The organism is Bacillus sp. AFS015802, assembly GCF_002561455.1.
GTDB lineage: Bacteria > Bacillota > Bacilli > Bacillales > Bacillaceae_B > Rossellomorea.
In genome coordinates, this window is sequence record NZ_NTUP01000009.1 from 16,593 (window position 1) to 42,770 (window position 26,178).

Annotated in this window: 24 protein-coding genes and 1 pseudogene; 22 read left to right on the forward strand and 3 right to left on the reverse strand. The window is 36.6% G+C overall.

Going from position 1 to position 26,178, the window contains the following annotated elements:
- Positions 1-6 precede the first annotated feature (6 nt).
- Both CN378_RS05935 and CN378_RS05940 read left to right on the forward strand, forming a co-directional pair.
- A complete protein-coding gene (locus CN378_RS05935) occupies positions 7-246 on the forward strand; it encodes an HNH endonuclease (protein ID WP_257141033.1) in 240 nt (79 codons plus the stop codon).
- A gap of 492 nt (positions 247-738) precedes the next feature.
- Entirely contained in the window at positions 739-990 is a 252-nt protein-coding gene (locus CN378_RS05940; RefSeq protein WP_098351004.1) for a hypothetical protein, read from the forward strand.
- Positions 991-1,467: 477 nt separating this feature from the next.
- Here the strand turns inward: CN378_RS05940 and CN378_RS05945 are convergent, their stop codons facing one another.
- Positions 1,468-2,697 (reverse strand): MFS transporter, encoded by a 1,230-nt coding sequence (locus CN378_RS05945; RefSeq protein ID WP_098351005.1) that lies wholly within the window; start codon positions 2,695-2,697, stop codon positions 1,468-1,470.
- Between the two features lie 577 nt (positions 2,698-3,274).
- Here CN378_RS05945 and CN378_RS05950 point away from each other — a divergent pair.
- The 10 genes and pseudogenes from CN378_RS05950 to CN378_RS05995 all read left to right on the forward strand — a co-directional run bounded on the left by CN378_RS05950 (position 3,275) and on the right by CN378_RS05995 (position 10,930).
- Positions 3,275-3,763 (forward strand): RNA polymerase sigma factor, encoded by a 489-nt coding sequence (locus tag CN378_RS05950; RefSeq protein WP_218924812.1) that lies wholly within the window; start codon positions 3,275-3,277, stop codon positions 3,761-3,763.
- Positions 3,760-4,665, forward strand: coding sequence for a zf-HC2 domain-containing protein (locus CN378_RS05955; protein WP_098351007.1), 906 nt, complete (start codon positions 3,760-3,762; stop codon positions 4,663-4,665). The genes CN378_RS05950 and CN378_RS05955 overlap by 4 nt, the downstream gene beginning before the upstream one ends.
- Before the next feature lie 154 nt (positions 4,666-4,819).
- Positions 4,820-5,494: pseudogene (locus CN378_RS05960) on the forward strand (HAD hydrolase-like protein); the annotation flags it as partial.
- A gap of 445 nt (positions 5,495-5,939) precedes the next feature.
- On the forward strand, positions 5,940-7,199 hold the full coding sequence (locus CN378_RS05965; RefSeq protein WP_098351009.1) for a hypothetical protein: 1,260 nt from the start codon (positions 5,940-5,942) through the stop codon (positions 7,197-7,199).
- Between the two features lie 318 nt (positions 7,200-7,517).
- The gene (locus CN378_RS05970) at positions 7,518-7,985 is read left to right on the forward strand and encodes a GNAT family N-acetyltransferase (protein WP_142323580.1); all 468 of its coding nucleotides are present in this window, start codon (positions 7,518-7,520) and stop codon (positions 7,983-7,985) included.
- A 481-nt stretch (positions 7,986-8,466) separates the two neighbouring features.
- Positions 8,467-8,892 carry a YhfM domain-containing protein gene (locus tag CN378_RS05975; protein ID WP_098351011.1) on the forward strand — a complete coding sequence of 142 codons (426 nt, stop codon included), beginning with the start codon at positions 8,467-8,469 and terminating at the stop codon, positions 8,890-8,892.
- Positions 8,893-9,020: 128 nt separating this feature from the next.
- Positions 9,021-9,527: a hypothetical protein gene (locus tag CN378_RS05980; protein ID WP_098351012.1), complete on the forward strand. Its 507-nt coding sequence runs from the start codon at positions 9,021-9,023 to the stop codon at positions 9,525-9,527.
- A gap of 163 nt (positions 9,528-9,690) precedes the next feature.
- Entirely contained in the window at positions 9,691-10,041 is a 351-nt protein-coding gene (locus CN378_RS05985; protein WP_098351013.1) for a transposase, read from the forward strand.
- 130 nt (positions 10,042-10,171) lie between these two features.
- On the forward strand, positions 10,172-10,441 hold the full coding sequence (locus CN378_RS05990) for a hypothetical protein (RefSeq protein ID WP_098351014.1): 270 nt from the start codon (positions 10,172-10,174) through the stop codon (positions 10,439-10,441).
- Positions 10,442-10,594: 153 nt separating this feature from the next.
- On the forward strand, positions 10,595-10,930 hold the full coding sequence (locus CN378_RS05995) for a hypothetical protein (RefSeq protein ID WP_098351015.1): 336 nt from the start codon (positions 10,595-10,597) through the stop codon (positions 10,928-10,930).
- A gap of 1,857 nt (positions 10,931-12,787) precedes the next feature.
- On the opposite strand, the gene CN378_RS22855 is transcribed toward CN378_RS05995, so the two are convergent.
- The gene (locus tag CN378_RS22855; RefSeq protein ID WP_098351017.1) at positions 12,788-13,474 is read right to left on the reverse strand and encodes an SEC-C metal-binding domain-containing protein; all 687 of its coding nucleotides are present in this window, start codon (positions 13,472-13,474) and stop codon (positions 12,788-12,790) included.
- Between the two features lie 944 nt (positions 13,475-14,418).
- Between CN378_RS22855 and CN378_RS06010 the strand changes: the two genes are divergently transcribed.
- The 6 genes from CN378_RS06010 to CN378_RS06035 all read left to right on the forward strand — a co-directional run bounded on the left by CN378_RS06010 (position 14,419) and on the right by CN378_RS06035 (position 23,132).
- Positions 14,419-14,676: an ECs_2282 family putative zinc-binding protein gene (locus CN378_RS06010; RefSeq protein ID WP_218924813.1), complete on the forward strand. Its 258-nt coding sequence runs from the start codon at positions 14,419-14,421 to the stop codon at positions 14,674-14,676.
- 8 nt (positions 14,677-14,684) lie between these two features.
- Positions 14,685-15,182, forward strand: coding sequence for a hypothetical protein (locus tag CN378_RS06015; RefSeq protein WP_098351018.1), 498 nt, complete (start codon positions 14,685-14,687; stop codon positions 15,180-15,182).
- A gap of 433 nt (positions 15,183-15,615) precedes the next feature.
- Positions 15,616-17,160, forward strand: coding sequence for a type I restriction-modification system subunit M (locus CN378_RS06020; protein WP_098351019.1), 1,545 nt, complete (start codon positions 15,616-15,618; stop codon positions 17,158-17,160).
- Positions 17,157-18,407 carry a restriction endonuclease subunit S gene (locus CN378_RS06025; protein ID WP_098351020.1) on the forward strand — a complete coding sequence of 417 codons (1,251 nt, stop codon included), beginning with the start codon at positions 17,157-17,159 and terminating at the stop codon, positions 18,405-18,407. The genes CN378_RS06020 and CN378_RS06025 overlap by 4 nt, the downstream gene beginning before the upstream one ends.
- A gap of 21 nt (positions 18,408-18,428) precedes the next feature.
- Complete coding sequence (locus tag CN378_RS06030; RefSeq protein ID WP_098351021.1) at positions 18,429-21,491, forward strand: type I restriction endonuclease subunit R; 3,063 nt, start codon at positions 18,429-18,431, stop codon at positions 21,489-21,491.
- A gap of 138 nt (positions 21,492-21,629) precedes the next feature.
- Complete coding sequence (locus tag CN378_RS06035; protein WP_098351022.1) at positions 21,630-23,132, forward strand: protein kinase domain-containing protein; 1,503 nt, start codon at positions 21,630-21,632, stop codon at positions 23,130-23,132.
- A gap of 85 nt (positions 23,133-23,217) precedes the next feature.
- Here CN378_RS06035 and CN378_RS06040 read toward each other — a convergent pair whose 3' ends face one another.
- The gene (locus tag CN378_RS06040; protein ID WP_098351023.1) at positions 23,218-23,496 is read right to left on the reverse strand and encodes a hypothetical protein; all 279 of its coding nucleotides are present in this window, start codon (positions 23,494-23,496) and stop codon (positions 23,218-23,220) included.
- Between the two features lie 224 nt (positions 23,497-23,720).
- Between CN378_RS06040 and CN378_RS06045 the strand changes: the two genes are divergently transcribed.
- The 4 genes from CN378_RS06045 to CN378_RS22860 are packed head-to-tail and all read left to right on the forward strand — an operon-like array spanning position 23,721 to position 25,987.
- Positions 23,721-24,134, forward strand: a complete 414-nt coding sequence (locus CN378_RS06045) for a TIR domain-containing protein (protein WP_098351024.1) — start codon at positions 23,721-23,723, stop codon at positions 24,132-24,134.
- Between the two features lie 5 nt (positions 24,135-24,139).
- Positions 24,140-25,087, forward strand: a complete 948-nt coding sequence (locus CN378_RS06050) for a caspase family protein (RefSeq protein ID WP_098351025.1) — start codon at positions 24,140-24,142, stop codon at positions 25,085-25,087.
- A gap of 17 nt (positions 25,088-25,104) precedes the next feature.
- The gene (locus tag CN378_RS06055) at positions 25,105-25,869 is read left to right on the forward strand and encodes a hypothetical protein (RefSeq protein ID WP_098351026.1); all 765 of its coding nucleotides are present in this window, start codon (positions 25,105-25,107) and stop codon (positions 25,867-25,869) included.
- Entirely contained in the window at positions 25,862-25,987 is a 126-nt protein-coding gene (locus tag CN378_RS22860; protein WP_257141029.1) for a hypothetical protein, read from the forward strand. Before CN378_RS06055 ends, CN378_RS22860 begins: the two co-directional genes overlap by 8 nt.
- The last annotated feature ends 191 nt before the right edge of the window (positions 25,988-26,178 follow it).

Genomic DNA, 26,178 nt, shown 5'->3' on the forward strand with positions numbered 1-26,178 from the left:
CGTCCTATGGTCTTTTATCGTGATGGGCAGCGCTGTACTCGATGTGGTGAACCCGTCACATTAAAAACCTGTCACATTGATCATAAAATCAGTGGAAAGCTTGGTACAAACAAGATTAAAGATTTGCGTACTTTGTGTAGGCCATGCCATACGCTACGTGCTGATTTAAGGCACGGAGGGATGAAGGGGAATGCTTTGAAGCAAGGTATTATTGAACCTGGCTGGCGTGCTCAGGCCTGGGAGTAATTCAACATGGAGGTAGGGTGGGTAGTTGAATTACATGGAATGAGGTGGGGTGGGGCGTGGTTCGGCATGGAAAGGTATGGTTAGGATCGGTTAGGCTTGGCATGGTAAGGATACATAAACTAGGTGGAGGTAGGGCGGGTAGGTGAAAACATGGAAATTGGTGAGGAGAGGCATGGTAAGGTATTGGAAAGGCGTGGCATGCCCGGGTAAGGTGAGGTGTGGTCGGGTTAAAAGGCAACTGTTTTCAGGCAGTCGCCTTTTTATTTTTTCTTTGAACTGATTTACAACCTAAGAGAAATATCTAATTACGATCATTCTTAAATGGCTCAAGGGAAAGTTCCTTTATGTTTAGGGTATATTGCTACGTAATTAATTATTACCTTTTTGAGCTTGGCCTTCTCCTATTTCCCTTCGTAAAGAACACCAAGCAGGTAGGTATTAAAGTTATGTATTAAAGAAATAGTAAATCGTTGAGGGGAAGGTGTATAAAGCATGAATGCTGACAGACAGGATAAAAACCAACAGCTGCGAATGGTGCAAAGCTTATACAGAAGGAAGAAGCAAAAATTAAAAAGAAATAAAGTTAGCAAAATATGGACCTTGTTTATTGTCATTTTTTTCTTGGTTGCGCTGTTTATCCTCACTATAAATGAGTTGATCGTCGCTGATCCTGCTACACCAGTACCCGAATTTCTTTCAAAATTTCTTTCAAAGCTATCCGCAACGTTTCATCTCGTTTTTTGATAAGTACCCCTACATTCAGAAGCAATTTTCACCATTAAAAAGAACGGTCAGTGGTATTAGCACTAGACCGTTCTTTTTGTGCCACATTGAATATATATCAATCATAAGATTTAACGAATACGCTATGGTTCTTCATAAGGCTTTTAGGGATGTGAAATAAGAAGAATTAGAACGTTATAGAGGAAGAAGTCTCGCGGAATTCAGGTATTCCAGACCTGCTGTGACCGCTGGATAGGACGAAACATAAAATGACACACAGATTTTCCAGTTGGAACGGTCCCTTCGGATAGTGGATAAGGTGGAAGTGTTCAGTGGAGAGATGATGTCAGTTTAAAATGTATATGCTTCTATTTTAATGCGTATCCGAGGTGAAGCTATTATTCAACAAACGGGCCATTTAACGGAAGATAACAAAGGATATAATGCTTTTTCGCTTAGCAATTCTTTTGCATAGAAAAAACAAATAATTTTCTTTATTTAAGCATCTGTTAATTTATAGCTTTGTTCAACAGCATAAAAAAGTTTAATGCTGGTAAAACCAACAATTAAATAAATCAATCCCATTCCGAGATTACCGACAACCTCACCTAACAGTAGGCTTGCGCCAGCTAAACTTCTGGAAACCTGAAAACTTAAGTTATAAATTGCAAAATAAGAACCTCTTTGTTGAGAGGGAATAATTTGTGCGAGTGATTCTTGTCTGTTTGGTATAAATAGGACCTCTGCTGTTGTCTGTATGAATTTTATAATGACTAGAATGTAAAAAAGAGGTGGTAAAATGACCATAAAACAATAGGATAACACAAAAATTATTCCTGAAGCATACCTTGTTTTATTTTTTATATGATCTTTAAAAAGAAGTGTAACAAGAATAATTAAAATGGTTTCTTCCAGTTTTAGGTATCCTATTAGCTCTATCGGATTAATAGAGTGTTGTAAAGTGAATATATTTATAACTTTTTCTTGAAAATTCACGGATAAATACCAGGCAATATAGTTGGTATTTTGGTATTCAAGAAACATCAAAAGTACGTTTGCTAAAAAAAACAAATAAAACATTTTATTATTTATAGTTTTTTTATAGTTTTGCAAAAGCCCCTTAAAAGGGTTACCTACATTGCTCTCATGCTTGATTTCATTTGAAGTATCACCTAAATAACGAAAGAGAATTAATGTTAAAATAGCTCCCCCAGCTTGAACTAAGAACAATTGAAATAGATATTCCTCAAACAAAAACCCGCCTATAACTGCTCCAAGAGCAATTGCTATATTTATAGACCAGTAGTTAATCTTATATAAAAAGGCTCTTTCTTTTTCAGTACTGTGATCTAATACCATCGCTGCCATTCCTGGGGAAATAAAGCCGGAGAAAAAACTGACCATATTATATGCAAGTAAGGTTATTAACGGAGACTGGAAAATACTGGAGTTACTAAAAGCCATTATTAGAAAAAATCCAGTTTGAAAAATAAGTCCTTTTTCCATTATAACTAATCTTCCAAACTTATCACTGAGATACCCACCAATCATGTTCCCGGCTATTACGAAAAAGATAGTAACTGCGAGAAAAACTCCTGCTAATACAGGAGAAAACTCTCTTGAGAAATAAATAGCAATAAATGGGTAGATTGCCGAACTAATCAATCTTGAAGTAAAGGTTGTTATTAACCTAATTTGGACATTTTGATGAAGGTTTCTAAAACTCATTGAGTTGAACTCCTTTCATTATTGAAGTTTCTAGGGTGCTAGGCAATTGGAAAAGTTGCCTTGATTTTAAGTTTTAATGAATTGAAATAATATCTTTTTTAATCAGGCAGAAACAAAGAATTTTGAGTAACAAAAACTGTATGTAAGCAAGAGTAAGTATCTCAATCAATATTCGAAAAAAAAATATTAAAGAGAATAGCAAATATTCTTAGAGTTCAGTACTATTATTACCATAAATATAAAATAAAGGAAACAAAATTAGAATCCTGTTTCTTTAACTTCTCTGAGAGCAGCTTCTCTCTCAAACTGGATTGTTGAAAATCGCTTGGTAACAAGATATTAGTTTAGTGTAAAGATTGTACATAATTCACTTACACTAAATCTACTTCATTGTGAACAATCTTGAGGATAAATGACGCCTGAATATTATAAGGGATAGATTAGAAGGAGTATCGACTACAGTACCCAATAATTAGGGGGGAAGAAAAAAGGACCGGGCGTACTTTGTTCGGTTTTATTTTAAATTTATTTTTGTAAGAAATTAAAGTTTATCGCGTCTTATATGTAAGGAGGTGAAATGGTGACACAGCTTGAGGATATTTATAATACATACTTTAAAGATGTATTTTTATATGTGTATAGTTTATCTGGCGATAAGCATATCGCTGAAGATATCACTTCTGAAACTTTTATGAAGGCATTAACATCGCTGGACAGTTTCAAAGGGAATAGTGATATCCGTGTGTGGTTATGCCAAATTGCCAAAAACAGTTATTATTCTTATCTGCGTAAGAAAAAAAGCTTGGTAGATCTTGAGTCGGTTCCAGAGCCAGCTAGTGGAGACAATGTAGAACAAGAAATAGTCACTTCAGAAGCGTCTATAAAGGTACATGAAATGATCCAGTATTTGAAAGAACCATACAAAAAGGTCTTTACGCTCCGTATATTTGGAGAACTGTCATATAAGCAAATTGGCAAATTGTTTGGAAAGAGTGATAACTGGGCTTGTGTTACTTATCACCGCGCTAGAGAAAAGGTTAAAGCTCGATTGGGGGATTATCGATGAAAATCAGCTGTAATGTGATTAGGGATATACTGCCGTTATATGTCGAGAATATGGCAAGCCAAGATACTAGAGATATAGTTGAAGAACATATAGCTTCTTGTGAAAACTGTAAAAAAAGAATTGAAGAAATGCGGACTTTTGAAGAAATGCCGATAGATACCGACATAGCTCCCTTAAGAAGCATACAAAATACATTGCGAAGGAACAAGCTGCAAACGATTATTTTTTCAGTCATGGTAACATTGGTATTTGCAGTGGCTACAATAGCTTATCTGACAACGCCAGCATACTTCTCTGGTAATGAAGATGCGGTTTCAATTATTGAAAAGGATGACGGAACAGTACTTTTGAATTTTAGTGAAGAAGTCTCTGGATTCAATGTAACTGAATATCCAGCAGCAGACAATTCAGGATATGTATATGGTATAACTACATGGGAAACGATATGGCACCAGAAAATAAGCAAAAACAACCTGAAAAATACGGTCTTAAACCCGAATGGGGAAACGGTCGCTTCAATTTATTATTACAATACCGATAGAAGTGAAGATGTTTTAATTTATGGAGATCCAATAATGGATGGTTCTGTCATGACGTTACCTCGGCTCGTTTTAAGCTATTATGTGTTTTTTGCTATAGGGTTTTCAATTATTTGTGGAATTGGATTAGTACTATTCCGTAAGAATGAAAAAATAAGAAATGGACTAGAAAAAATCATTCTATTGCCTATCTCCTACGTGTTTGCTCACTTACTCATAAAAGGTATTCACTCTGCAACTTACCTTTCTGAACGGGACTTCTATGCGATATTACTAGTCGCCATTTCTTTATATTTTGCGTTGTTAGCTGGAAGGAAGATATTAAAAAAATTGTCAATTAAGAAGCCTAAAAGCACTTTATAATTACATTCAGCCGTTAATTGTGTATTTTCAATTAACGGGGGCGCTTGCTGAATAAGCAGCCGCCCTTTGCTCATGTATAGGGCAGTAGAATTGAAGAGTATTTTTAGTTTGAATCCACTTTTCTGCTAAACTCGTATAGCAATCAGTTATTTAAAAGGGAGAGAGAAAAATGTCTCAGTCACTAATTTTTGATATGGATGGTACACTATTTCAAACAGATAAAATTTTAGAATTATCACTTGAGGATACTTTTAACCACTTACGTTCGTTAGATAAGTGGGAAGCAGTTACACCCATTGATAAATACCGTGAAATTATGGGCGTGCCTTTACCAACGGTATGGGAGACTTTGTTACCTAACCACTCAGTTGAGGAAAGAGAACAAACGGATGCTTACTTTCTAGAAAAACTAATTGGAAATATAAAAAGTGGTAAAGGTGCTTTATACCCTAACGTAAAGGAAGTCTTTAGTTACTTAAAAGAGGAGGATTGTTCAATATACATAGCAAGTAATGGTTTATCGGAATATTTAAAAGCCGTTGTTAGTTACTATGGTTTGGATAAATGGGTTACTGAAACGTTTAGTATCCAACAAATTAAAACGTTGAATAAATCGGATTTGGTCCAGAGTATTATAAAAAAATACTGCATCACTAATGGTGCCGTAGTTGGAGACCGACTATCAGATATAAACGCAGCAAAAGATAATGGTTTAGTTTCAATTGGATGTAACTTTGACTTTGCACGAGAAGATGAACTTTCTCAAGCTGATATGGTAATTGACAATTTGAAAGAGCTTAAAACAATATTAACTAATTTACACAAATAGCTTGTTCAACAAACGGGGGCGGTTGTTGAACAACATAGGTAGAATTGATTAACCTTTTTTTATAAAAACCAAACTAAAATTTAATAGAAGAAGCCCTTTGGATTAGTCTTTTTTCAAAATGGCTTCTTTTTATTAATCGTAATATAAGGGTTTATTTCAAAGCTACAAATAGATCACTCATTTACCGGATTTGTTAAAAGGACAGTAGATAAAGCAGAAAGTGCTCTAATATCGGGAGGTAAAGTGGAGGAACATATAGAAGCCTTAAAAAGGTTTTACCAACTATAAAGGGTAGTTAGCCATTACTAACAGAGAAAATAGAGAAATTAATTTCAACTTGATATTTCTTTGAAATCCCCCCTTATATTAAGCGGAGGATTTTTTAGTTTTCGTTCCTTTTTTTGGTATAATTAGAAAGGATCATTCAATAGAGGGGAATGTTAAGATGGATTACTTTATAGACCGGCTTGAAAAGCTAGATATTCAAACTAGGATTAATAACTGTGTAGAAGCCGTTGAGAAATTAGAAAACAAAGAAGGAATTGAAACAGATACAGAAGCACTTAATTATATCGAACGGATAAAGTTGCTGGTCAAGCATGTAGAAAATTTAATGGCTTCCTCTGATGTATACCTAACCCCTTTCAATGCGTATAAATCTGTAAGCGATAACCTAAATCAAATTCACTCAAATATCAATGCCTATATTTCAAATAATAATAGAGGACATCTAACAAACGTTGTTAATCAAAGTGATGCATTACTTGCAGCACTTAGCCAGTTTGCCGTTCCTCACTCAACAGAGGAACTAGAAAGTCTCATGGAGAGTATAGTCTCTGTGAAGCGCTCCCTTGGCCAGCATCGATCTAATATTAGGGAAGATGGGGAAAAGATACAACAATATAAAGATGAATCTCAAAGCTTAATAACTCTAATTCAAAAATACGAGACTGATATAAAGGAAACAAAAGAGGGTCTTGAGAAAGACATTGAAGAGTATCTTGATGCACAACAAAAGGAATTTGAAAGTAGCAAAGAATCCATTTTGGAAGAGGAAAAGAACAATTATACTTCTGAATTTGATGAACTGGCTAAAGGTTTTGAGGATTATTTAACTAACCACAAGGAAGACCTGACACAAAAGCAAGACGAATTTATTAAACTTTTTAACCTTGTTACGGACCAGGGAATATCCGGAGAGTTTCATAAGACAGCAAATGAAGAAGAAAAATTAAGGAAGGGATGGACTGTAACAACCTTAATAGGGTTTGGTGTTTTAATAGTTTATTCTGTCTACGCATTCTTTTTTCATGACTTAGTATTAGCGAAGGTTTTTGAGGTTGAAGTAGCAATAAGTTGGGCGGATATTTTAAAAAGACTTGCCCTTAGTTTAGCTCTTGGTGGATTTGTTACTTATGCAGCCAAACAAGCTGCGGATCATAAAAAAGAAGCTCGATATAATCGGGGAGTACAAATGAAAATCCAGTCAATTAACCCTTATCTATCTAATTACCAAGAAGAGCCTGAAGCTATCCAGGAAATAAAGCGAGAGTTGGCCAATACTATTTTCACAAAAGAGCCTACCTTAAATCAAAATCCTACTCATATCCAAAATTCCCAAATAGGACCGAACACAGCAGTTCCACTTGACTCGGTTATTACATTGATCAGAGAAATTGCAGCCGGTGGAGGGAATAAACAGTGATTTTCCACAATTCCAATATAGCAATGAAATAAAGTCGCGATTCTTATAAAAAGATGCTATTTACTATCCAAATGGTTCTTGTACCTCAAAAAGCAAAACTATCAAAATCCCTAAAGGGGGAGGAAAGCTTCTTAGTTCAGAGGATGTTTTTAAGCCTTTGCAGATGAGATTTTTGAGGAGTTAATTCCTTTAAATTAACCCTATTTAAAGCATCTACTACCTTCAATTAACGGGGGCGATTGCTGAATAAGCAGCCGCCCTGTTGTGTGAGTATCGCGTAGCATTGATTAACATTTAAAGAAGGGAAGGGTGTTTAACGTGATTACTTTTGAATCTAATGAAATAAATAAATGGAAAATTGAGTTAGAAATAATGAATTCAAATCCTTCCTATAATCAGATGTCTAAAAATAAAAGCACTATTAACTACGATGATATCCTTTCCGAATATGAAGAAGCCAAGAAGTTAAATACTACTCGCCTGCTAATCAACCGGGGGAATAATTACATAGGATTAGTGGATTATTGTATAAATAACACCTCAGATAATACTCCTTGGATTAGTTTATTTGTAATTAATAAGCAATTTCAAGGGGGAGGAAATTCACTTGAAGTATTTCAACAATTAGAAGACCTTATTAGAAAAGAAGGAAAGAAAAAATTACGATTGGCAGTCCATAAGGAGAATGAGAAAGGAATTTTGTTTTGGAGCAGGCTAGGTTTTAATAGGTTCAAAGAAGTAATTTACGAAGGAAAACCACACTATTGTTTAGAAAAGAATTTATAAAGTCTTGTTTAACAATCGGGGGCTTTGATTTAAGAAGGATTAACGCTTCTTTTGTTAAAGTTATTGGATTAACGGGCAGGTTAGTGGAAGAAGTATACACTCACTTAATACAAAATGTTACAATTTGGTAGAGGTGAAATGAGTGAATATTTTTCTTTTTGTTATTGTTCACATATTGGTAGGATTAGCAATAATTTATTTTTATGGAAAATCACCTAAAGTACTTACTGTTTTGACATCTGTGTTTTTAACTATGAGTTTTCTTTATTGGGGAACTGAAATTATAAATTCATTGTTAAAGTAAAGGGGGCAATAACTGAAGATCAGTAAATTGATCAGGCTATTGCCCCTCTTCAATTATCGGGCAGTTTAAGTGAATAATTGAACATTTAATAATGTAGTTCAAATCTATAAAGGCATTGTGTTTTAAGCAACGAGTCGCTTAGTTAATAAAGAATTACATTGAAAGGGGAGAAAAGGTTTGAAGAAAATAGTATTATCTTTTTTATTTATTGTTTGTAGTTTTGCTTTAATTGCTTGTCAAAACCGAGTTGACGAAATGAAGTTAGCAGATAATGTAACTGATATATCTATTTCAAAATCCAATGGTTATGGTAGTTTAAATGAAAATTATATTCTTTCAATAAACCAAGAGGAATCCATTACAGTATTTGAAAGTGTTCTGCAAAAGGCAAAAAAAATATCTCAAGATATGGATTTGACTAATGAAGCACCTGACTACGATTTGTTAATAAGTTATGAAAACGGGGGGACAAGAGGACTACATCTCCTGCTTGGAAATCCAGGGAAAGAAAGCTTAATTATGTATATCGGTCACGAAAAAAAAGGTTATATAGTTTCTCCTGATGAGACAAAAAAATTAAGAACATTATTATTAGATGTTTAATGCTCAAGTTGAAAATATCAAAACCTAGAGGTCAGCTAATTGATCAGGGGCTATTGACCTTAATTAATTAAAGGGCAAGTTAATTGAATAAGAATTTTACCATCTAATCAAATTGAGAGGAGGGTAATATGAAAAAAATTTATATCGTATTATTTGTTTTAATAACTGTGGCTTGTTCCAATCAAAGTGCATATGACTTACCAATAAAAGAATATCCTCAATCATTCCACCAAGAAATCAGCAAGTTGCCAAAAGATATTCAAGTTAAGATAAAAGTACCAACGGAGTTTCCTTTTGATGTCGAGTTTTTTAGATTTTCGACTACGCCTGAAGAAAAGAATATTGTTTATACCTCAGTAATATATGAACCTGTTGATCATGAACTAAGTAATAAGGTTAATCTTAGTTTTACCACATATTATAGTGACAAAGTTGATTCATCAAAGAGTTATGAATCCATCAAGTTAAATAATGGGGAAGTAGCAATTCTGAAAAAAAATGAAGAGGAATTAAAAGTCTTAGAATGGGCAGACAATGATGGAGATGTCCAAGAATTGGCAGTAATGTTCAAGGATACCGAAATTACTAATGCAGACCTTAAAATGATGGCTGATTCATTGACTTCAGTAAAATAAATGTTATTCCTTTAAAGGTGGCGATAGCTGAAGATCCGGCAGCTGATCTTCAGCTATTTTTTAATTTTTTTCTTCCTCCAGTAAAGGGCAGTTTAGTTCAAGAAGGACAACCGAATAAGAAATGAAATAAATTTAAAAAATTTGGGAAAATGGGAGATTTTTAATGAATGAAGAGTTTGTAAAATCTTTATACAAAACCGTAATTGATGAAAATATTGAACTATACAAAGGATTATTTGAAACAACCAATCCTACTGGCTTAACTGATGAATACTTTGAAGAAGCTTTAGGGTTATATCAATCCCTTAATAAAGAGCACAAAGAGGTTTTCTTTAAAGTCATCGAACAAACAATCATTGATACAGTTTCAAATATACTTGGAGTAATTGACGGAAGTTCTACACTTTTAGGCAGTGCATTAGAGCCGAGATTACTTCTCGATTCAAAGGATACTGAAGGAAAACTTCAAGACTGTTTTCTTGAGTTCATTGAAGAGAATGAATTAAATAAATAGTATTTTTCACTAGTAAGCTTATTCAGTTAAAGGGCAGTTAAATTGAACAAAGAGAGCAAATTATTGGATATGATAATTTATAAAAATAGTGGGAAGGGTAGCTTTCTTATTTAGACTGGAGTGATATTTAATGGAGGATAATTGGACGAGCAAGGCGATCATAACTCCAATAGTCGAGTATGATTATGTTAGGATTGATATCAATAACAAGATTGCTGAAGTAAATATTATTGATTATAAGCAGCAAAACATTGTAATGAAATTATTTATTGATATTTGTAAGAACGAAATAAAGAAAACAGGTACTTTAGAGAATTACAACTTAGATGAAGACGAAACCATAGATTCAATATTAGATAATATAAGGTATTTCATTAAGGAAGGAATATCAAACCCTTAACCATCATTCTTCTTACTCCTCAATCGGGGGCTTATCCAGAACAGGATGAGCTTCTTTTTTATCTAAAGTTTTTCTTGAGTAAATTGCTTGATTTTGAAATAATTGGTATTGAATTAAAGGGCAGAACACTTCAAGAGCTAGAGGGGGAAAGCGATGATTTTTATCCAAATCGTTACAACTCTAATTTTCCTAATATTCATTACATTGATTGTTTGGAGAGCATATAAGAAGCTAGATGCAAAGGATAAAGAAACTTTTAAAAGAGAGCTACTATTTGATGGAACTGGGATGTTATTTGTTGGTCTTTCATTATTAGTTATATCACTTATTTTTCAGTATCGATTTCTTATGAGTTTAAGTATAGTTCTGATACTTATAGGCTGGTTTTACCAAGGTCTTTTAAAATGGAAAGAAAACAGAACCAGAAGTATTCTTTTATTTATTTTAGTCCTAATTGCTGCTTATATATCTTTTACTTTATTGAACTAAAAGAACATTGGGTGAGCAGTCAGCCGCCTCTCTTCACTTATGCCAGCAAGCGTTAGCATATTCCGCTAACGGGCAGAATAATGGAAAAGGCAGCCAATAAACTTCGGCTGCCTTTTCTTTATCTTCTACTTGACGGTCACACCTGCGTACGTACACATATTCCCTTGGTATGTGTACCGAACAAAGCGGAAGCTTCAAGGGGCATGTGGCTAATGAAATAGATTTTTACCGGAACGGACCCGGGGATCACGATTGATCGCCGGGGGAGAGAAGGAGAGGTCTTGGGCTTTTCATTAAATAGAAAGTGACGAACAGGAGCTTTCGAATGAGCAGTCCGAAGGACCAAGAACAGGGACGCGTAAGCGTTCATGTTCGCAGTAAGGGGGACGGTCAGCTATGCTGACTGACAAAGGAGCGAAGCGAAGTTTGTCATACGTCCCCCTTATGCTCTTTCCCCGATCCGTACCGGGAGACCGTCGCTTATTCAGTAGAGCACTCAATCCATTGCGGCGACTGGCGTTGCGACACTCCGAGGTGACATTCTATCGAAATACGTCGCGTATTCGGCCCCCGATAAACCGTGCTGCTAAGCGATTCGCCGATGTCCATCGGTCAACCAATTGGAGAAATGGCGTATGACGAGTTCCTCGGCGGTCTCTGATCTGGAATCCACCCCGACAGCGAGAGCCGAGAGGCGGAATTTCGGGGAGAGTTGCGGCGCGGGATTTGCATCACGGAATCCAAGCCGAGCGGTCCGGAAATCGGTCGGGGAGGTTGTCAAAAAAGAAGATAGATCAGCGGACCGAACGGGGAGCGGATCGTCAGGAAAAGCATCTCGGGAAATGGATCTGGAGTCCGACAGCGTGGACGACGCGAGGCGGTTGTATGTCAAAAAATCATCTTTTGTACGCACAAAGTGCGAGCTGAAAAAGGCAGGAAAAACCACCGAGCGGAGGAAGGCTCCGCGCTCGTTGGACGGATGATCTATCAGGGATTTCGAGGGGGAAGGAGGGAGCGGTTATACGAGCGAAAGCGAGCGAATCAAGAAGAACCACCGACCGACGCGGGACCCGCTCGGAAAGCTCTGGCTGCCCTTGATTAGACGTGATTTTGACGTGAATGCTGGGCGGGAAGCCCGGAGCGGTTATACGAGCGACAGCGAGCGAATCAGGAAGAACCACCGACGGGCGCGGGACCCGCCCAGCATTCACGGGATGTCCTTCCAAGGCTGTCAGGACAAGGGCTTGACGCTCTGGTTATTCATACAGGTTAAGGTCTGCTGACCGAAAAAGACCGTTATCCCTTTATGGGGTAGCAGGTCCGGGGTTCCCGATGCGTCAGACGATAGTTGTCTGGTACTTAAAGGATTCAAGAAAAGAAAGGTTTTCATGCCGTGTGATATGTTGTTTGATTCTTTATGCGTATGGCGTAACGCATGAAATGCACATACGATGCGACGCTTTCGTTTGCGCATACCCCGTGACGTCATTCATGCACATGCCATACGCACGTCATACCGCACCGCGTGCGTATAGCGTATATGTTTATAACATGTCACATGATATACGCACATCATGGGCATTATCGTATGTCACACCCACAAGCAACGAACATAATCATGCCGTTTCACATCGCATACGCATGTCATGCGACATATCATAAACAGCTTTACACGGTGTGACATCCCGTGCTTATTTCCTGTGCAGGGGTTTCGTCGCGGGGTGTCGCATGGTGTGTGGCACGCCATGCGCACTCGTTTTAAGTGTATCGAATCACCCACCAGATGACGATGCCGTGTGACATGCGGTGATATTTTCGATGAAAGGGAAGACCAGAGGTGCGACCGAGCAGACTCAATTAAGAGTCGACCTTTTGTGTTTCATAAATATCCAAAGAATGAGATACGGAATTTTGGTAAGGTTCATCTGCATACTTTTCTTTCAGCTCATCCACGTTTAACCTTAGATTCAATCTCTCACCGATAATGAGTAGGTCTTTCCACAATCCTTCTTTATGGTCCGGCCACCCCTGCATGTAATCTCCAAGAGTGGAAGCAGCCAGTTGGTTGTAAATACGGTCAGACCGATTTGTCTCTACTCCATACTGGACGGTAGTGGGTTCATTCGTCTCCAAATTAATACCGTGAAAGATTGGAGGCGAGGCTTCTCCCGCTTGTGACTCCCCTGTGCGGTTTGGTCGGTAAATACCTATATCATAGGGTTTTCCATTGGTTTCAACCCAAGAGTGGCAAAAGGCGAAAGGGATTGTTTCTGCTTCGGCGAACCCGAGCTTGAGTTGGGATTCAATTCCTTGCTCCCTTAGCAGGATGTGCAGAAGGCTTGAAGTTGCGTGACAAGCGCCACGCCATCCCTGTCTGGTTGAGTGGTTATGGATGGAGAAAAAGGTGTCAGATAGGGTTTCGTTTGAACCTATCACAGCCGCTCTTTCTTTCCACCATCCGTTTTTGTCCAACGTTTTATTCAAACAGCATTTTTTATATTTTTTTCCGCTACCGCAAGGGCAAGGGTCGTTTCGTCCACTCATTGTTGGTCCATCCTTCCTTTTTCATGTGATCGTTGTCTTTTAAAGATAACATAGAAATTTACCCAAAATGTGGTAGTGATGCAAAAAAGACTGGCTCAGTTAAGGTTAAAGAGTCGGTCTTTTGTGTTATAGTTTCGCATACCTATCGCTCATTTAGCTTTTTGAGATCTGCAGGCATGGAACGATAACCGATACAGCCCCTTGATATATTCTTTTGCTTTTCAACTTGTTCAGTCACATATCGACGAGCTATCGATCGAGTGACTTTTCTCGGATCGTTGTCATTTTGCGAAGTATTATCACATTGTAGGCTTTATAAGGTATCCACTTTTTCCTCTTGAAAAAGAGGAATTATGCTTCCTGCTTTATTCCTTTTTAAGTCCTAAAGGTTCCTATTTACTCTGTAAATGTACCTTGTTTGGATCGTTATTGCATGTATGCAAGTATTTGTTGATGAAGAAAGTGATATTCTGTTCTTTTGGAAAGAGAGTGGTTATTGCATCTATGCAAGTAATTTTCGCTCCATTGTTCCTGCTTTCTTCGAAAAGTCCCTGCAATGTCCCTGGATTTCCGAGGCGAAAAGGATCACCTAAATCGTTTTATCCCAGGGGCTCACAGAGTCATGTTCCTTAGTTCCTCTTTTTTATAATGAAAGACTTATAAAGAAAACATATAGATAGACATATTACACATATAAAAGATTCCTCAGAAAAACCAGGAACTAAGGATCATATCTCGAATTCAAGGTTTTTTTGAAAAAGGAATTGCCTTTTCTGTGACTTAGGTGTTGCCTCTAATTTGGATTTCATACTATATATAGATCGTAAATCACACGCAAAAACAATATATTGATTTATTTGGGTTTTTATGGTATATTATTGATAAATGGAAGATTATCCTGAACTTTTGATTATCGATAAAATTAATGCTGGGGGTTATCACTCATGAAAGATATGGATAGGAATATTGAAATGAAATGTAATATTTGCGGCAACGATCAGTTTTCAAGCGTCGATGAGAATGTTGAGGATCTGATGAGTGCTCCAGATGTAACGGAAATAAAATGTTCGGATTGCGGTCGAGTGGTAACTAAAGAACAATTAATTGAAGAAAACAGTGAGATAATCAACGCTAACATTGAAGATTTTAAAGATGACATTATGAAACAAGTACACAAAGAATTTAAGAAGATTTTTAAGTAGGTCAATTTATGGTTTTTACTGAGCTGTGGATTCTAATAAAAGATGTGTTTATATATATCGTTAAATATGCACTTCCTATAGCAGCCCTTGTGATATCTTGCCTCTCATATAGAGATTCTAGAAAAGCTAATAAGATTAGGGGAAGACTTAACGAAGTTGAAGAAAAATTGAAAAATTTTGAACTAGAAGAAAAAGAAAGGGAACGAGAAGAGGCAACTAAAGCATGTGTAGAAGCTCGTGTTGTAAAAATTTCAAAAGGAAAATATAAGATGAAAGTGTGGAATTCAGGTAAGGCAACGGCCTATAACGTAGATTTCGAAACTCAACCAGAGTATGAGAACATGGTATTTAAAGAAAAAGTGCCGTTTGAGTTTCTCGAGCCAGGAAAGAATTTTGAGGAGCATGTTTTAGTGTACATGGGGACACCCAGAAAATTCAACCTTACTACCCACTGGGTAGATAGCCAAGGCAAACCACACTCCAAAGATCAAATTTTATCAGTTTAAATTATAAAGGTGAATGGTGAAAGTGTTACATCAACACTTATTACCAATATTATTTCCGTTGAGATAGATAAGGATAGAACGTACCTCTTCCCATCCCAACAGCTCCCATATATACTAACTATAATATTCTTTATAATCTTACATTCTCAAGGCCATATCTAACTTGGATTGGTCTTTTTTTCTGTCTCTTTTATACCTGCGAGCTCCTGAGGAAAATGCCATTGCTAACGATACCAATTGATTAAGTGAATTATCTAACGTTTGCGACAGTGAAGACAAATGTTGTGAATAACACGTGAAGAGGGTTTAATGTTATTTCATGTTTTAAACTAGCCTGTTGTATTACGTCTCATTACTTTAATGATTCTCTGTAATTATATGTTAAAATAGTGGTGTAATAAAACGAATTCACTGGAATTGACGGAGGTCTACAATGGTAGCAAAAGCTGATATAAATTTTCAAAAAGACTTATTCGAGGCAGCCACAAACATGCGTGGAAGTGTGGCTCCTGCTGACTATAAACATTACGTATTACCACTAATCTTTCTAAGGTATTTATCTAATCGTTATGAAATGCGTAAAGAAGAGATAGACAGTTTAGTTAAAGATCCTAAAAGTGATTGGTACGCTTCTGATGAAGAAACGCAACAGGTAATCAAAGAAGATCCAGACATGTATATGTCTGAAAACGTATATGTTGTACCTGAAGAGTCTCGTTGGAATTACATATTAAGAAATGCCAAACAACCCAATATTAAAGAGATCCTTGATAGTGCGATGAAAAGGCTTGAGGAAGAGAACCCTGACTTAGAAGGAATGATGCCTCGAATTTTCCAAGGTAGTAATTTGCCCACAGAAAATGTTTCAGGATTAATAGAAATCTTTTCACGAGATATTTTTAGTACTCGTGACGAGCGAAGTGTCGATGTATTGGGACGGGTATATGAATACTTTATCTCAGAATTCGCATCCACCGAAGGCCAACGCGGTGGAGAGTTCTATACGCCTTACTCAGTAGTAAGTCTACTTGTTAGAATGCTAGAACCTATTAAAGGAACTGTGTTTGATCCAGCTTGTGGTTCAGGCGGTATGTTCATTCAATCAGAGGAGTACTCTCCTCGTCGCCATGAACTTTCTTTTTATGGACAGGAGAATGTAACAACGACAGCTCGATTAGGAAAGATGAACGTATTACTCCACGGCCTAAATGCAGACATGCGTCTAGGAAACTCATTATTAGATGATAAGTTCCCAGATTTAAAGGCTGATTATGTGATTGCCAATCCTCCATTTAACCAAGATGGGTGGGGAGCAGATCGAATCTCTAGTGAAGACCCACGCTTAGTTGGACCAATAACCGATTCAAATGCCAACTATATGTGGATGCAACATTTCTTTCACCATTTGAATGACACAGGCTCCGCAGGATATGTTATGGCCAACGGAGCAATGACAACAAATCAAAGAGGAGAAAAACCTGTTCGTGAGTGGTTTGTTAATAATGGTTATATTGATTGTATTGTTGCATTACCTGAAAAATTATTTTTGTCTACAGGAATCCCTTGTTGTCTTTTCTTCTTGAGTAAAAATCGTGATGGGAAGGGTAACTATCGTGAACGTCAAAAAGAAATTTTGTTCATAGATGCTCGCCATAAAGGATCACTAGTAAGTAGAAAGCAAAGAGCACTGGCCGAAGAAGAAATTGAAGAAATTTCAAAAATATATCATGACTTTAAGTTCGAGGAAGTTAAGGTTGAAGACATCCCCGGATTTTGCAAGGTTGTAACGCAGGATGAAGTTAAGAATAATGATTATAAGTTATCCCCAGGTATTTATGTTGGTGCTGAAGAATTAGAGGACGATGGTGAGCCTTTTGAAGAGAAAATGGAAAAATTAAGAACAAAATTGATCGATCAATTTTCAGAGTCAAATCGCCTTCAGGAGAAAATTAAGAAGAATTTGGAGGAATTGACTTGAGTATAGAATTTTCAAATTATCGCTTAGGTGATATTGCTGATGTACAAACGGGACCATTCGGTAGCCAACTGCATCAAAAAGATTATGTTGACATTGGAACCCCCATAATTACTGTGGAACATTTATTGGATAATAGAATTAGTCACGTGAACACACCATACGTATCAGATGAGGATAAGGAACGCCTTTCTAAATATAAGTTATTTAAGGGTGATATTGTATTTAGTCGGGTAGGCTCTGTTGATAGAAGAGCATATGTTAGAGAAGAAGAGAACGGATGGTTATTTTCTGGTCGTTGTTTAAGAGTAAGGGTTAAAACTCAAGAGGTTTCTTCTCTTTACCTTTCTTATTATTTTGGGCTCGAATCTTTTAAAGCATATATTAGGAGAATTGCTGTTGGGGCAACTATGCCATCAATCAACACGCAAATTTTGAGTGATATAGAAGTAAAGGTCCCACCAATTAATGTTCAACATAAGCTAGAAGATATACTAGACTCCATTGATGAGAAGATAGAACTTAACAAAAAAATGAACCATACTCTTGAAGAAACGGCGATGACCCTTTACAAACATTGGTTTGTGGATTTTGGTCCTTTTCAAGATGGTGAGTTTGTAGAATCAGATCTGGGAATGATTCCAATAGGATGGGAAGTTGTTGGTGTTTCCAAGTTCTCAAATATCATAGGTGGGGGAACACCTAAGACTTCGATTGAGGAATACTGGGGAGGAGAGTTTCCGTGGATATCAGTGAAGGATTTAAATTCTCAAGTAATAATGCAAACTGAAAAAACGGTTACAAAAAAAGGTATAAAGAATAGTTCAACTAAACTTCTCCCTACTTTTTCTACGGTTATTTCTGCCCGTGGCACAATAGGTAATATAAGTATTACAGGGGTAGAAATGACAATGAACCAGTCGTGTTATGCATTTAGTAGTCCATATGATTTAGATGTGTTTACTTATTTATCCATAAAGAAGTCAATAAATAATCTGATAAAACAGTCTCATGGTTCTGTCTTTAATACGATAACAAAATCTACTTTAAATTCATTGAAATTTTCTTATGAACATGATCATGTAAAAGAATTTGAAGAGAAGGTTAAACCTTACTACATGCAAATTAGAAGTAATATAATAGAAAATAATAATTTAGAGGATTTGAGAAATTACTTGCTTCCAAAACTATTATCGGGTGAAGTCAATATACCTGAAGTAGAAGAAGCGGTAGGGAACGTGATGCAATAAAAAGAGGAGGGATGAGAAATCATGGGACGCCTAATGGAATCGGATTTTGAAGAAACGACGATAGAACGGCTGAAGGGTCTTGACTATACGTATTTACATGGTCAAGAACTTTTTCAGAAGGGGGAGCGTGAGCGAGTTCAGGAGGTTGTTCTTAAGGGAAGGCTCAAATCTTTCCTTCGGAAAACCTACTCAATGATTCCTGATAACGAAATCAGTCGTTTGGCAAACTTATTTATCTTAAATGAAGGGGTAGGCTGGGAAGAACGTAATTTCGTTTTTCATCAAAAGTGCGTAAAGGGAATTGAGTTTGTTTACGAGGATAAAGATGAAGAAAAAGTTCAACATGTCTACCCGATCGATTGGACTGAGGCTGAGAATAATGACTTTTTAGTTGTAAACCAGGTATCAATAGAAGGTCGGATGTCTCGTCGCCCAGACATCATTGTTTACGTAAACGGATTGCCGCTAATTTTGTTTGAACTTAAAAATCCAAATAAAGAAAATGCAGCAGTCCATGATGCATATACTCAAATCCGCAACTACACCCATGACATCTCCCAACTTTTTGAATACAATGCATTTACAATTATATCAGATGGCATCGAAACAAAACATGGGATGCCATCTGCCCCTTATGATTTCTTTGCTTCTTGGAAAACAATAGATGGAATTAACGTAGACAATAATGTGGTCAACACTATGCGCACGTTAATCCAAGGATTGTTGGAGAAGGATCGACTATTAAACTACATACGTAATTTTATCGTTTATCTTGATAAAGGTGATTCAAAAATCAAGATCGGTGCAAAGTATCATCAGTTTTTTGGAGTGAATTTTGCAGTCGAAGAAACGATTCGGGCGACCCGCCCAGAAGGGGATCATAAAATCGGTGTGATGTACCATACAACAGGTTCTGGTAAGAGCATCAGTATGTTGTTGTATTCAACCATATTATCTAAGCACAAGGATTTGGATAATCCTACAATTATTGTACAGGTTGACCGCAACGATCTGGATGAACAACTCCATGACACATTTTCAGAAGGTCGAAGTCTAATCGGACATATTCATCATGCGAAAAAAGCAGATCAGTTGAGGGATATCCTTAGAGGGGAGGGAGGGCAGATTGTATTCTCCACGATTGAAAAATTCCGCTTAAAAGAAGGCGAAGCTAAACATCCGGTTTTATCGGAACGAAGGAACATTATTGTGATTTCAGATGAGGCCCACCGAACACAGAGTGGCTTCGATGGAGGGTATGCAGCCCAACTACGCTTTGCTGTACCGAATGCTTCCTTTGTTGGGTTTACCGGGACACCAGTTAAATTACTCGGTAATAACACAGAAGAGATATTCGGCCATGTTATTCACCGTTATGATATGGCACAAGCCGTACAAGATAAAGCTGTATTACCGCTTTATTATGAAAGCCAAATGATTCCATTAGATTACGATGGAGCGGATATAGATGAAGAGTTCATTGATCTAGTCAACGAGGTGGGGCTAGATGATGAGGAGTCACGATCTTATAAATTGAAATGGGCAGCTTTAGAGAAAGTAGTTGGCACACCCAAACGTCTCCAAAAGATGTCTAAAAGTATATTAGATCATTTTAATAAGGCCGCAGACCCATATCAAAAGGGCATGATTGTGTGTATGAGTCGCCAGGTCGCCGTTCGCTTGTATGATGAATTAAAGAAGCATGATGATTGTCCAGAAGTAGAGATTATCATGACAGGTGATGTATCAAAAGATCCTGACTCGTGGCGACAGGTTAATCCAGGTAGTAAGTACTCTCATATTAAAACGAAAGAAGAGCAAGAGGAAGTAAAAGGTCGATTAAAGAAGACTGATGATTCGCTAAAGTTAGTCATTGTGGTTTCGATGTGGCTTACTGGATTTGATGCACCAAATCTTTCATTCTTGTATGTCGATAAACCAATGCAGGGCCATAATCTTATACAGGCTATTGCTCGTGTAAACCGAGTTTTCCCTGGTAAGGAGGGTGGGCTTATCGTTGACTTTATTGGTATTGCTACATCCCTTAAGGAAGCAACGAATCAATATACGGGCGATAACGCAACAAACAACATGGACATTGATGTCGCTCAAGCAATTGGTGTGTTTAATAGTAAGCTAGAAGACGTGCGTAAATACTTTGGTAACATCGAACATAGAGATGATTGGCGCTCTCTTTCTAAAGTAAGTCGAGATGATTTGATTGCAGATCTTGTGAATGATCAATTAAACGGAGAACCAGAAGCGTTTGTTGAGAGGTGCGTTAAACTAGAGAAGGCATACAAGTTGGTCAAACATCTTGATAACGTCATCCCATATTCGGATGAAGTTACTCTATATCAAATGATCCGTATTCAAGTGAGAAAATACCTATCAGCGCAGAACACTGATTTTAAATCAAACCGTACTGTTGAAGAACGGCTAAATTCCTTGATTGATCAACATTTAGAATCAAAAGAACCGGTTGATATCTATAAAGTTGCTGGTATTGAAAAACCTGATATCAGTATTCTTGATGAAAATTTCCTTAAAGATATGCAACAAAAACAAGATCATGAGGATCTGCGACTGAAACTGCTGAAGAAATTACTAGAAGACCATATTAAAGTCCACTTCAAGCGAAATAGCCCAAAAGAACAAAAGATGCGTGAACTACTTGAGAAAACGCTAAAAGACTACCATAACCGCATCATACAAGCCGCAGACGTGGTACGAATGATGACTGATATGAAAAACCAAGTCGATGACGAAGTAGACTATCGTAAAGAACTGGGGCTTTCAGACGAGGAAGTTGAATTCTATAAAGCAATTACATCTTTGAAAATGGAGGCTTTTGACAACAAATTCTTAGCGGATCTCATTCATAAAGTAGTGAAGGAATTAAAGAAGAACTTGAGTCAAGACTGGACAAGCGAACACCGGAAGAACATTTATGCCAAGGTGAATATGGCTGTGAAAAAAGTCTTGATGAAAGAAGGAATCATAGGACAGCAATTAATTTTTATCACGAAGACTATAATGAATGAGGCAAAAGAACAGTATAAAGATTGGCCTCGGAACGCGTAATATATAATTATTTAAAAGCGTTATTCAATAAAAAAATTGTGAAGGTTTACGCATAATAGATTAAAACAAAAGGAAACATTTTTTCGAATTGTTTTATTAATAAATGGGGGAAATAATAATTGTTTTGGAGGGAAAGAAGTGTTAAGTGAACCAGGCATTAGAACAATAGCTGAAGTTCTTATTGGTGATATTGAAGGTTACTATTCTTATAAGTCTGGTAGTGAGATTGTAGAATTCTTCAATGCTAATTTCGGAAATAGTGATGTCTATGGACAGGGGTTTCCTTCAAGATGGTTATACACAGTGGAAAAAATAAAAACACTATGGAACAGAGACAAATTTGATGCGTTTTTAAATCTAATACTTTCAAAGCGGTTTGTTATGATTGACAATGGATTCAATGAAATTAAGGCACTAGAAAAAATCACTGAAGTATTAAATTATTTAAACGATCAGTTAATCATTGAAGGATACAAAATTCATAAGCGAGGACAGGAGTATGTTTTGGTTTCTGAGAATAGTGACTTAGAGTATGTTGGGGAAGGTGGGTTTGCCAACGTATATAAATCAGTTTCAACGGGACTTATAGTTAAGAAGCTAAAAGATGATTTTAAAACATTTAAAGGGATAAGGCACAGATTTAAGCGTGAGTTCGAATTAACCAGAAGTTTATCTGATTTAGGTGGAATTATTGAAGTATTTGAATTCAATTCAATGGATTACTCTTATACAATGGAAGAGGCGGAATCAACATTAGAAAATTATATTGGGAGTTTTCAGAATAACGAGACTTCAAAGCTTGTGATGGTTCGTCAAATTCTTCATATAATGAAAAATGTACATGATAGGAACATAATTCACCGAGATATAAGCCCCAATAACATTCTGATAATTAATGGGCAGCTAAAAATTTCTGATTTTGGATTAGGGAAAGATTTAGACATGTTTCATTCACATAGAACAATGAGAACTCATTCGATGGGACAATATTATTATTGTGCACCTGAGCAGTTTATGCAACTAAAAGAAGGTGATAAAAGAAGTGATGTTTATTCGCTAGGGAGTCTGATAAATTTCATCATGACAGGTGATCCAAGGGATAGTAGGCATTTCATGAGAAATTCTGTAGAAAAAGCTAAGAATGAAAATCCTAGTTTTCGTTATTCAGATGCTGGTCAGTTACTTCAAGCAATTGAAAAAGCGATTGAATATCACCAGAATGAAGAACGAAGGGAGTTGGTAGTATCTAAGATAAAAAAAAGAACCTATGATGATGATGTAGAAAACTACATATATGGTTTAGACGCTAAATCCCTATGCAAGGTTATAGTTGAAGTTCCCAATATGGTACCAACAGTCATTAAGTTTATACAGTCTGATGAAAAACGTACAATAGAGACGCTTCAGATGATTGAAGATCACTTTCTAGATGTATGTAAAGACTGGGGAGATTACGATGGTTTTGGCACTATTGCTTATAATGTTATTCATCAAAACCTATCATATGTGGCTCAAGAAATATCTGCGAGAATTCTTTACATTGTGGCATATCAAAAGAACCGATTCGATATGCAGAGGTTAGTTGAGGGACTTCTTGAAACGGGCATTGATCCTACTATTGAAGATATTTTAACATCATGAGAAATTTATTTATGCAACACGTAAGATGAAAAAGGGAAATATAGTCAACATTATAAATAAGGGCAACCAAATAAAAAAACTTCCTTTATATAGCCTGCCAGCGTATTTGTTTTATATACCTTTTTGAATACCCCTTGAATACCCTTTGCGAATAACCGGTTCCAATCCCTGTAAACAAAAAAGGGAGAAATGTTGATTTAATGCGGTGTAATAATTTACATATAATGGAAATTGACTTCACCTTTGAAAGAACCTCTTTAATTTCTTCCTGGAGAATAAATTCTACTTTTTCTTTAAGTACTTCTTTCATCGTGGAGTCTAAAAGACTAGAAAGGTTAAGGTTTTTTGTGTTATTATTAGACATGGACAAAGGACTCCTCTCGATTATTGTGGTGATATTCAGAGAGTTCTTTGTCCTTTTTCTATTGTCTAGAAAAAGACCTTACACATACATTTATAAACCATCGAAAAATGGAATAAGCACGCATAATTGTAAGAATTTTTCGAAGTATGAGCCTGTTCACTATTCCCCCTCTAGTAAAAATTGGTATAATATAACTATAGATAATTTAAGGGGGAGTGTTATTTTTGAGTAAAACATATAATCTTTTTATTAGTCACTCTTGGAATTATAGCGATAACTATGACAGTTTAGTTTCTCTACTTGATAATGGGTCTTATTTCAAGTATAAAAACTTCTCTGTGCCGAAGAATGATCCCATCCATAATGCTAGCAACGATAAGGAGTTGTACGATGCAATTAAGAGGAAAGTAAACTCATGTCATGTTGTTATTATACTTGCCGGTGTTTATTCCTCTTACAGCAAATGGATAAATAAAGAGATAATAATTGCAAACAAAGAATTCCTGGTACCCAAGCCTATTATAGCTATAGAGCCTTACGCTTCCGAAAGGACTTCAAAGATAGTCAAAGATAATGCCGATAGGATCGTTAAGTGGAATTCTAATTCGTTAATTAGGGCAATTAGAGAATTAGGGTGATTCGAATGAGATTAAGAAAAGCGCTAGTTGTTGGATTAAATGATTATGAGGTTGCTCCGCTAGAGGGATGTGTCAACGATGCAGTAAAAATGGAAACCGTCTTAACTAAAAATGGCGATGGCTCACCTAACTTCCAAGTAAAGCACATACTTGGTTCAGCTGAAAGAAAGGAATTACGACAAGCGATTGAGGAGCTGTTCCAAGGAGAAGACGATGTTGCATTGTTTTACTTTTCTGGTCACGGTCTAGTTAAAAATACAGGTGGATATATTGTAACAACTGACGCTGAAAGTTATGACGAAGGTGTATCTATGGCAGAAATAATGGACTATGCCAATAACTCTAATGCGAGAGATAGAATTATCATATTAGATTGCTGCAACTCTGGAAAAATGGCGGTTAAAAATGGAGGCCGAGACCCATCTCTGTCTCAGCTGTCAGACAATTTGACAGTCCTAACATCGAGCCGGGGTAACGAGTTTTCGATGGAGAAAGATGGTTCTGGTGTATTTACTTCGTTATTATTAGATGCACTTGAAGGTGGGGCCGCTGATTTGAGAGGCAACATCACACCTGGTAGCGTTTACTCGTATATTGATGAGGCACTTGGTTCGTGGGAGCAAAGGCCAGTATTTAAAACGAATGTATCACGCTTTACATCTTTAAGACAGGTTACACCGCTTATTCCGTTGGATACATTAAGGAAAATCACAACATACTTCGAAGATCCGAATCAGGAAATAGCTCTTGATCCCACCTTTGAATATACGGAGCCGAATCATAATCCAGATAACGTGAAGGTATTCAAGGATTTACAGAAATTCGTTTCTAAGGGCTTAGTGGTACCGGTAGGGGAAGAACATATGTATTACGCGGCGATGAACTCAGGCTCCTGTAAACTCACAGCGCTAGGTTATCAATACTGGCGTCTAGTAAACGAAAATAAATTATAGTTTGAGGTTAAATAGAATTGGATGCATTCTTTTCATTTTTCATTCTAGGTATACCTGGAGTTTTGACTTACTTACTTTCTAAGTATATAGGGAATTCCTCAACCAGTAATAGGTCTAATGTGGAACTTCTTGCTATTACCTCCCTGTTGTGGGTTCCAACCGTATTGCTATCGATACTCATTTTTAATATTCTATTAGGCCTAACAGAAAAATTCTTGATAACTATGGGGATAGAATATTTTAGAAAATACGATATCATCTATATTTCCAATATAAATGAATTAATGAACAATCTTAATGCGTTTGTATTTATAGGTTGTTTTACGATGGTTTTAGGGATTAGTAGTGTAATTTTATCTGCTGTCACCCCTATACTGTCTAACTATTTAACTGCTTTCATTAACTATGTAAGAGTGAGAAAGGGTTATGCCAAAATAACACCAGGTTCTTCTGTTTGGCAATTATTCTTTATAGAAAATAATGATACTCGCCAACAAATCAATGGAGAGTCGCCATTAGTGGTTGAAATCAGTTATTTAGATGCTCCAAATCAGGTCATTTACGGATGTTTGAAGTATTATTCAGCAGATGGGAGTCGTAAAAAACACTTTCACATAGAGGAAGAAGAATCATGGACAAACTTCTTGGTGGGTTATGAGGAACGAACCGGTAAACCTATCCCTTATACTGGCACTTTCTATGATGGGGATACGAAAATATTAATTAGAGAAATAAATCAAATGGAGTTGTTTGAAAGCGAAGGGGAGGATACAAATGAGTGATAAAAACAAGGGGCAAACTAATAAGGGTACTGGTTTAAAAAAGAGCTATGGTGAGGCGGTAGCTCGTCCGGTAATTAAACCACCTAAGATAAATTCAGGTAAAAGAAAGGATAAATAGTAGCAGTATTTTTAACCCAGATACCGAAATTAATTTCATCTTATTCGTATATTCGGTTGTTATATGTGTGGACAAAAATAGACAAGGTTTTTAGATAGTCACATAAAAAATACGCTAAAGATAACTGTACATGTTTTGTTCATGTTTATCTTTAATATTGGTCTTATTTATGTTTAGTGTAAACGAAGGAA

Bases quoted from the DNA above. Each gene is read 5' to 3' on its own strand.
- CN378_RS05935 (WP_257141033.1), top strand. From the start codon at position 7: ATGGTCTTTTATCGTGATGGGCAGCGCTGTACTCGATGTGGTGAACCC.
- CN378_RS05940 (WP_098351004.1), top strand. From the start codon at position 739: ATGAATGCTGACAGACAGGATAAAAACCAACAGCTGCGAATGGTGCAA.
- CN378_RS05945 (WP_098351005.1), bottom strand. From the start codon at position 2,697: ATGAGTTTTAGAAACCTTCATCAAAATGTCCAAATTAGGTTAATAACA.
- CN378_RS05950 (WP_218924812.1), top strand. From the start codon at position 3,275: ATGGTGACACAGCTTGAGGATATTTATAATACATACTTTAAAGATGTA.
- CN378_RS05955 (WP_098351007.1), top strand. From the start codon at position 3,760: ATGAAAATCAGCTGTAATGTGATTAGGGATATACTGCCGTTATATGTC.
- CN378_RS05965 (WP_098351009.1), top strand. From the start codon at position 5,940: ATGGATTACTTTATAGACCGGCTTGAAAAGCTAGATATTCAAACTAGG.
- CN378_RS05980 (WP_098351012.1), top strand. From the start codon at position 9,021: ATGAAAAAAATTTATATCGTATTATTTGTTTTAATAACTGTGGCTTGT.
- CN378_RS05985 (WP_098351013.1), top strand. From the start codon at position 9,691: ATGAATGAAGAGTTTGTAAAATCTTTATACAAAACCGTAATTGATGAA.
- CN378_RS05990 (WP_098351014.1), top strand. From the start codon at position 10,172: ATGGAGGATAATTGGACGAGCAAGGCGATCATAACTCCAATAGTCGAG.
- CN378_RS05995 (WP_098351015.1), top strand. From the start codon at position 10,595: ATGATTTTTATCCAAATCGTTACAACTCTAATTTTCCTAATATTCATT.
- CN378_RS22855 (WP_098351017.1), bottom strand. From the start codon at position 13,474: ATGAGTGGACGAAACGACCCTTGCCCTTGCGGTAGCGGAAAAAAATAT.
- CN378_RS06010 (WP_218924813.1), top strand. From the start codon at position 14,419: ATGAAAGATATGGATAGGAATATTGAAATGAAATGTAATATTTGCGGC.
- CN378_RS06015 (WP_098351018.1), top strand. From the start codon at position 14,685: ATGGTTTTTACTGAGCTGTGGATTCTAATAAAAGATGTGTTTATATAT.
- CN378_RS06020 (WP_098351019.1), top strand. From the start codon at position 15,616: ATGGTAGCAAAAGCTGATATAAATTTTCAAAAAGACTTATTCGAGGCA.
- CN378_RS06030 (WP_098351021.1), top strand. From the start codon at position 18,429: ATGGGACGCCTAATGGAATCGGATTTTGAAGAAACGACGATAGAACGG.
- CN378_RS06040 (WP_098351023.1), bottom strand. From the start codon at position 23,496: ATGTCTAATAATAACACAAAAAACCTTAACCTTTCTAGTCTTTTAGAC.
- CN378_RS06050 (WP_098351025.1), top strand. From the start codon at position 24,140: ATGAGATTAAGAAAAGCGCTAGTTGTTGGATTAAATGATTATGAGGTT.
- CN378_RS22860 (WP_257141029.1), top strand. From the start codon at position 25,862: ATGAGTGATAAAAACAAGGGGCAAACTAATAAGGGTACTGGTTTAAAA.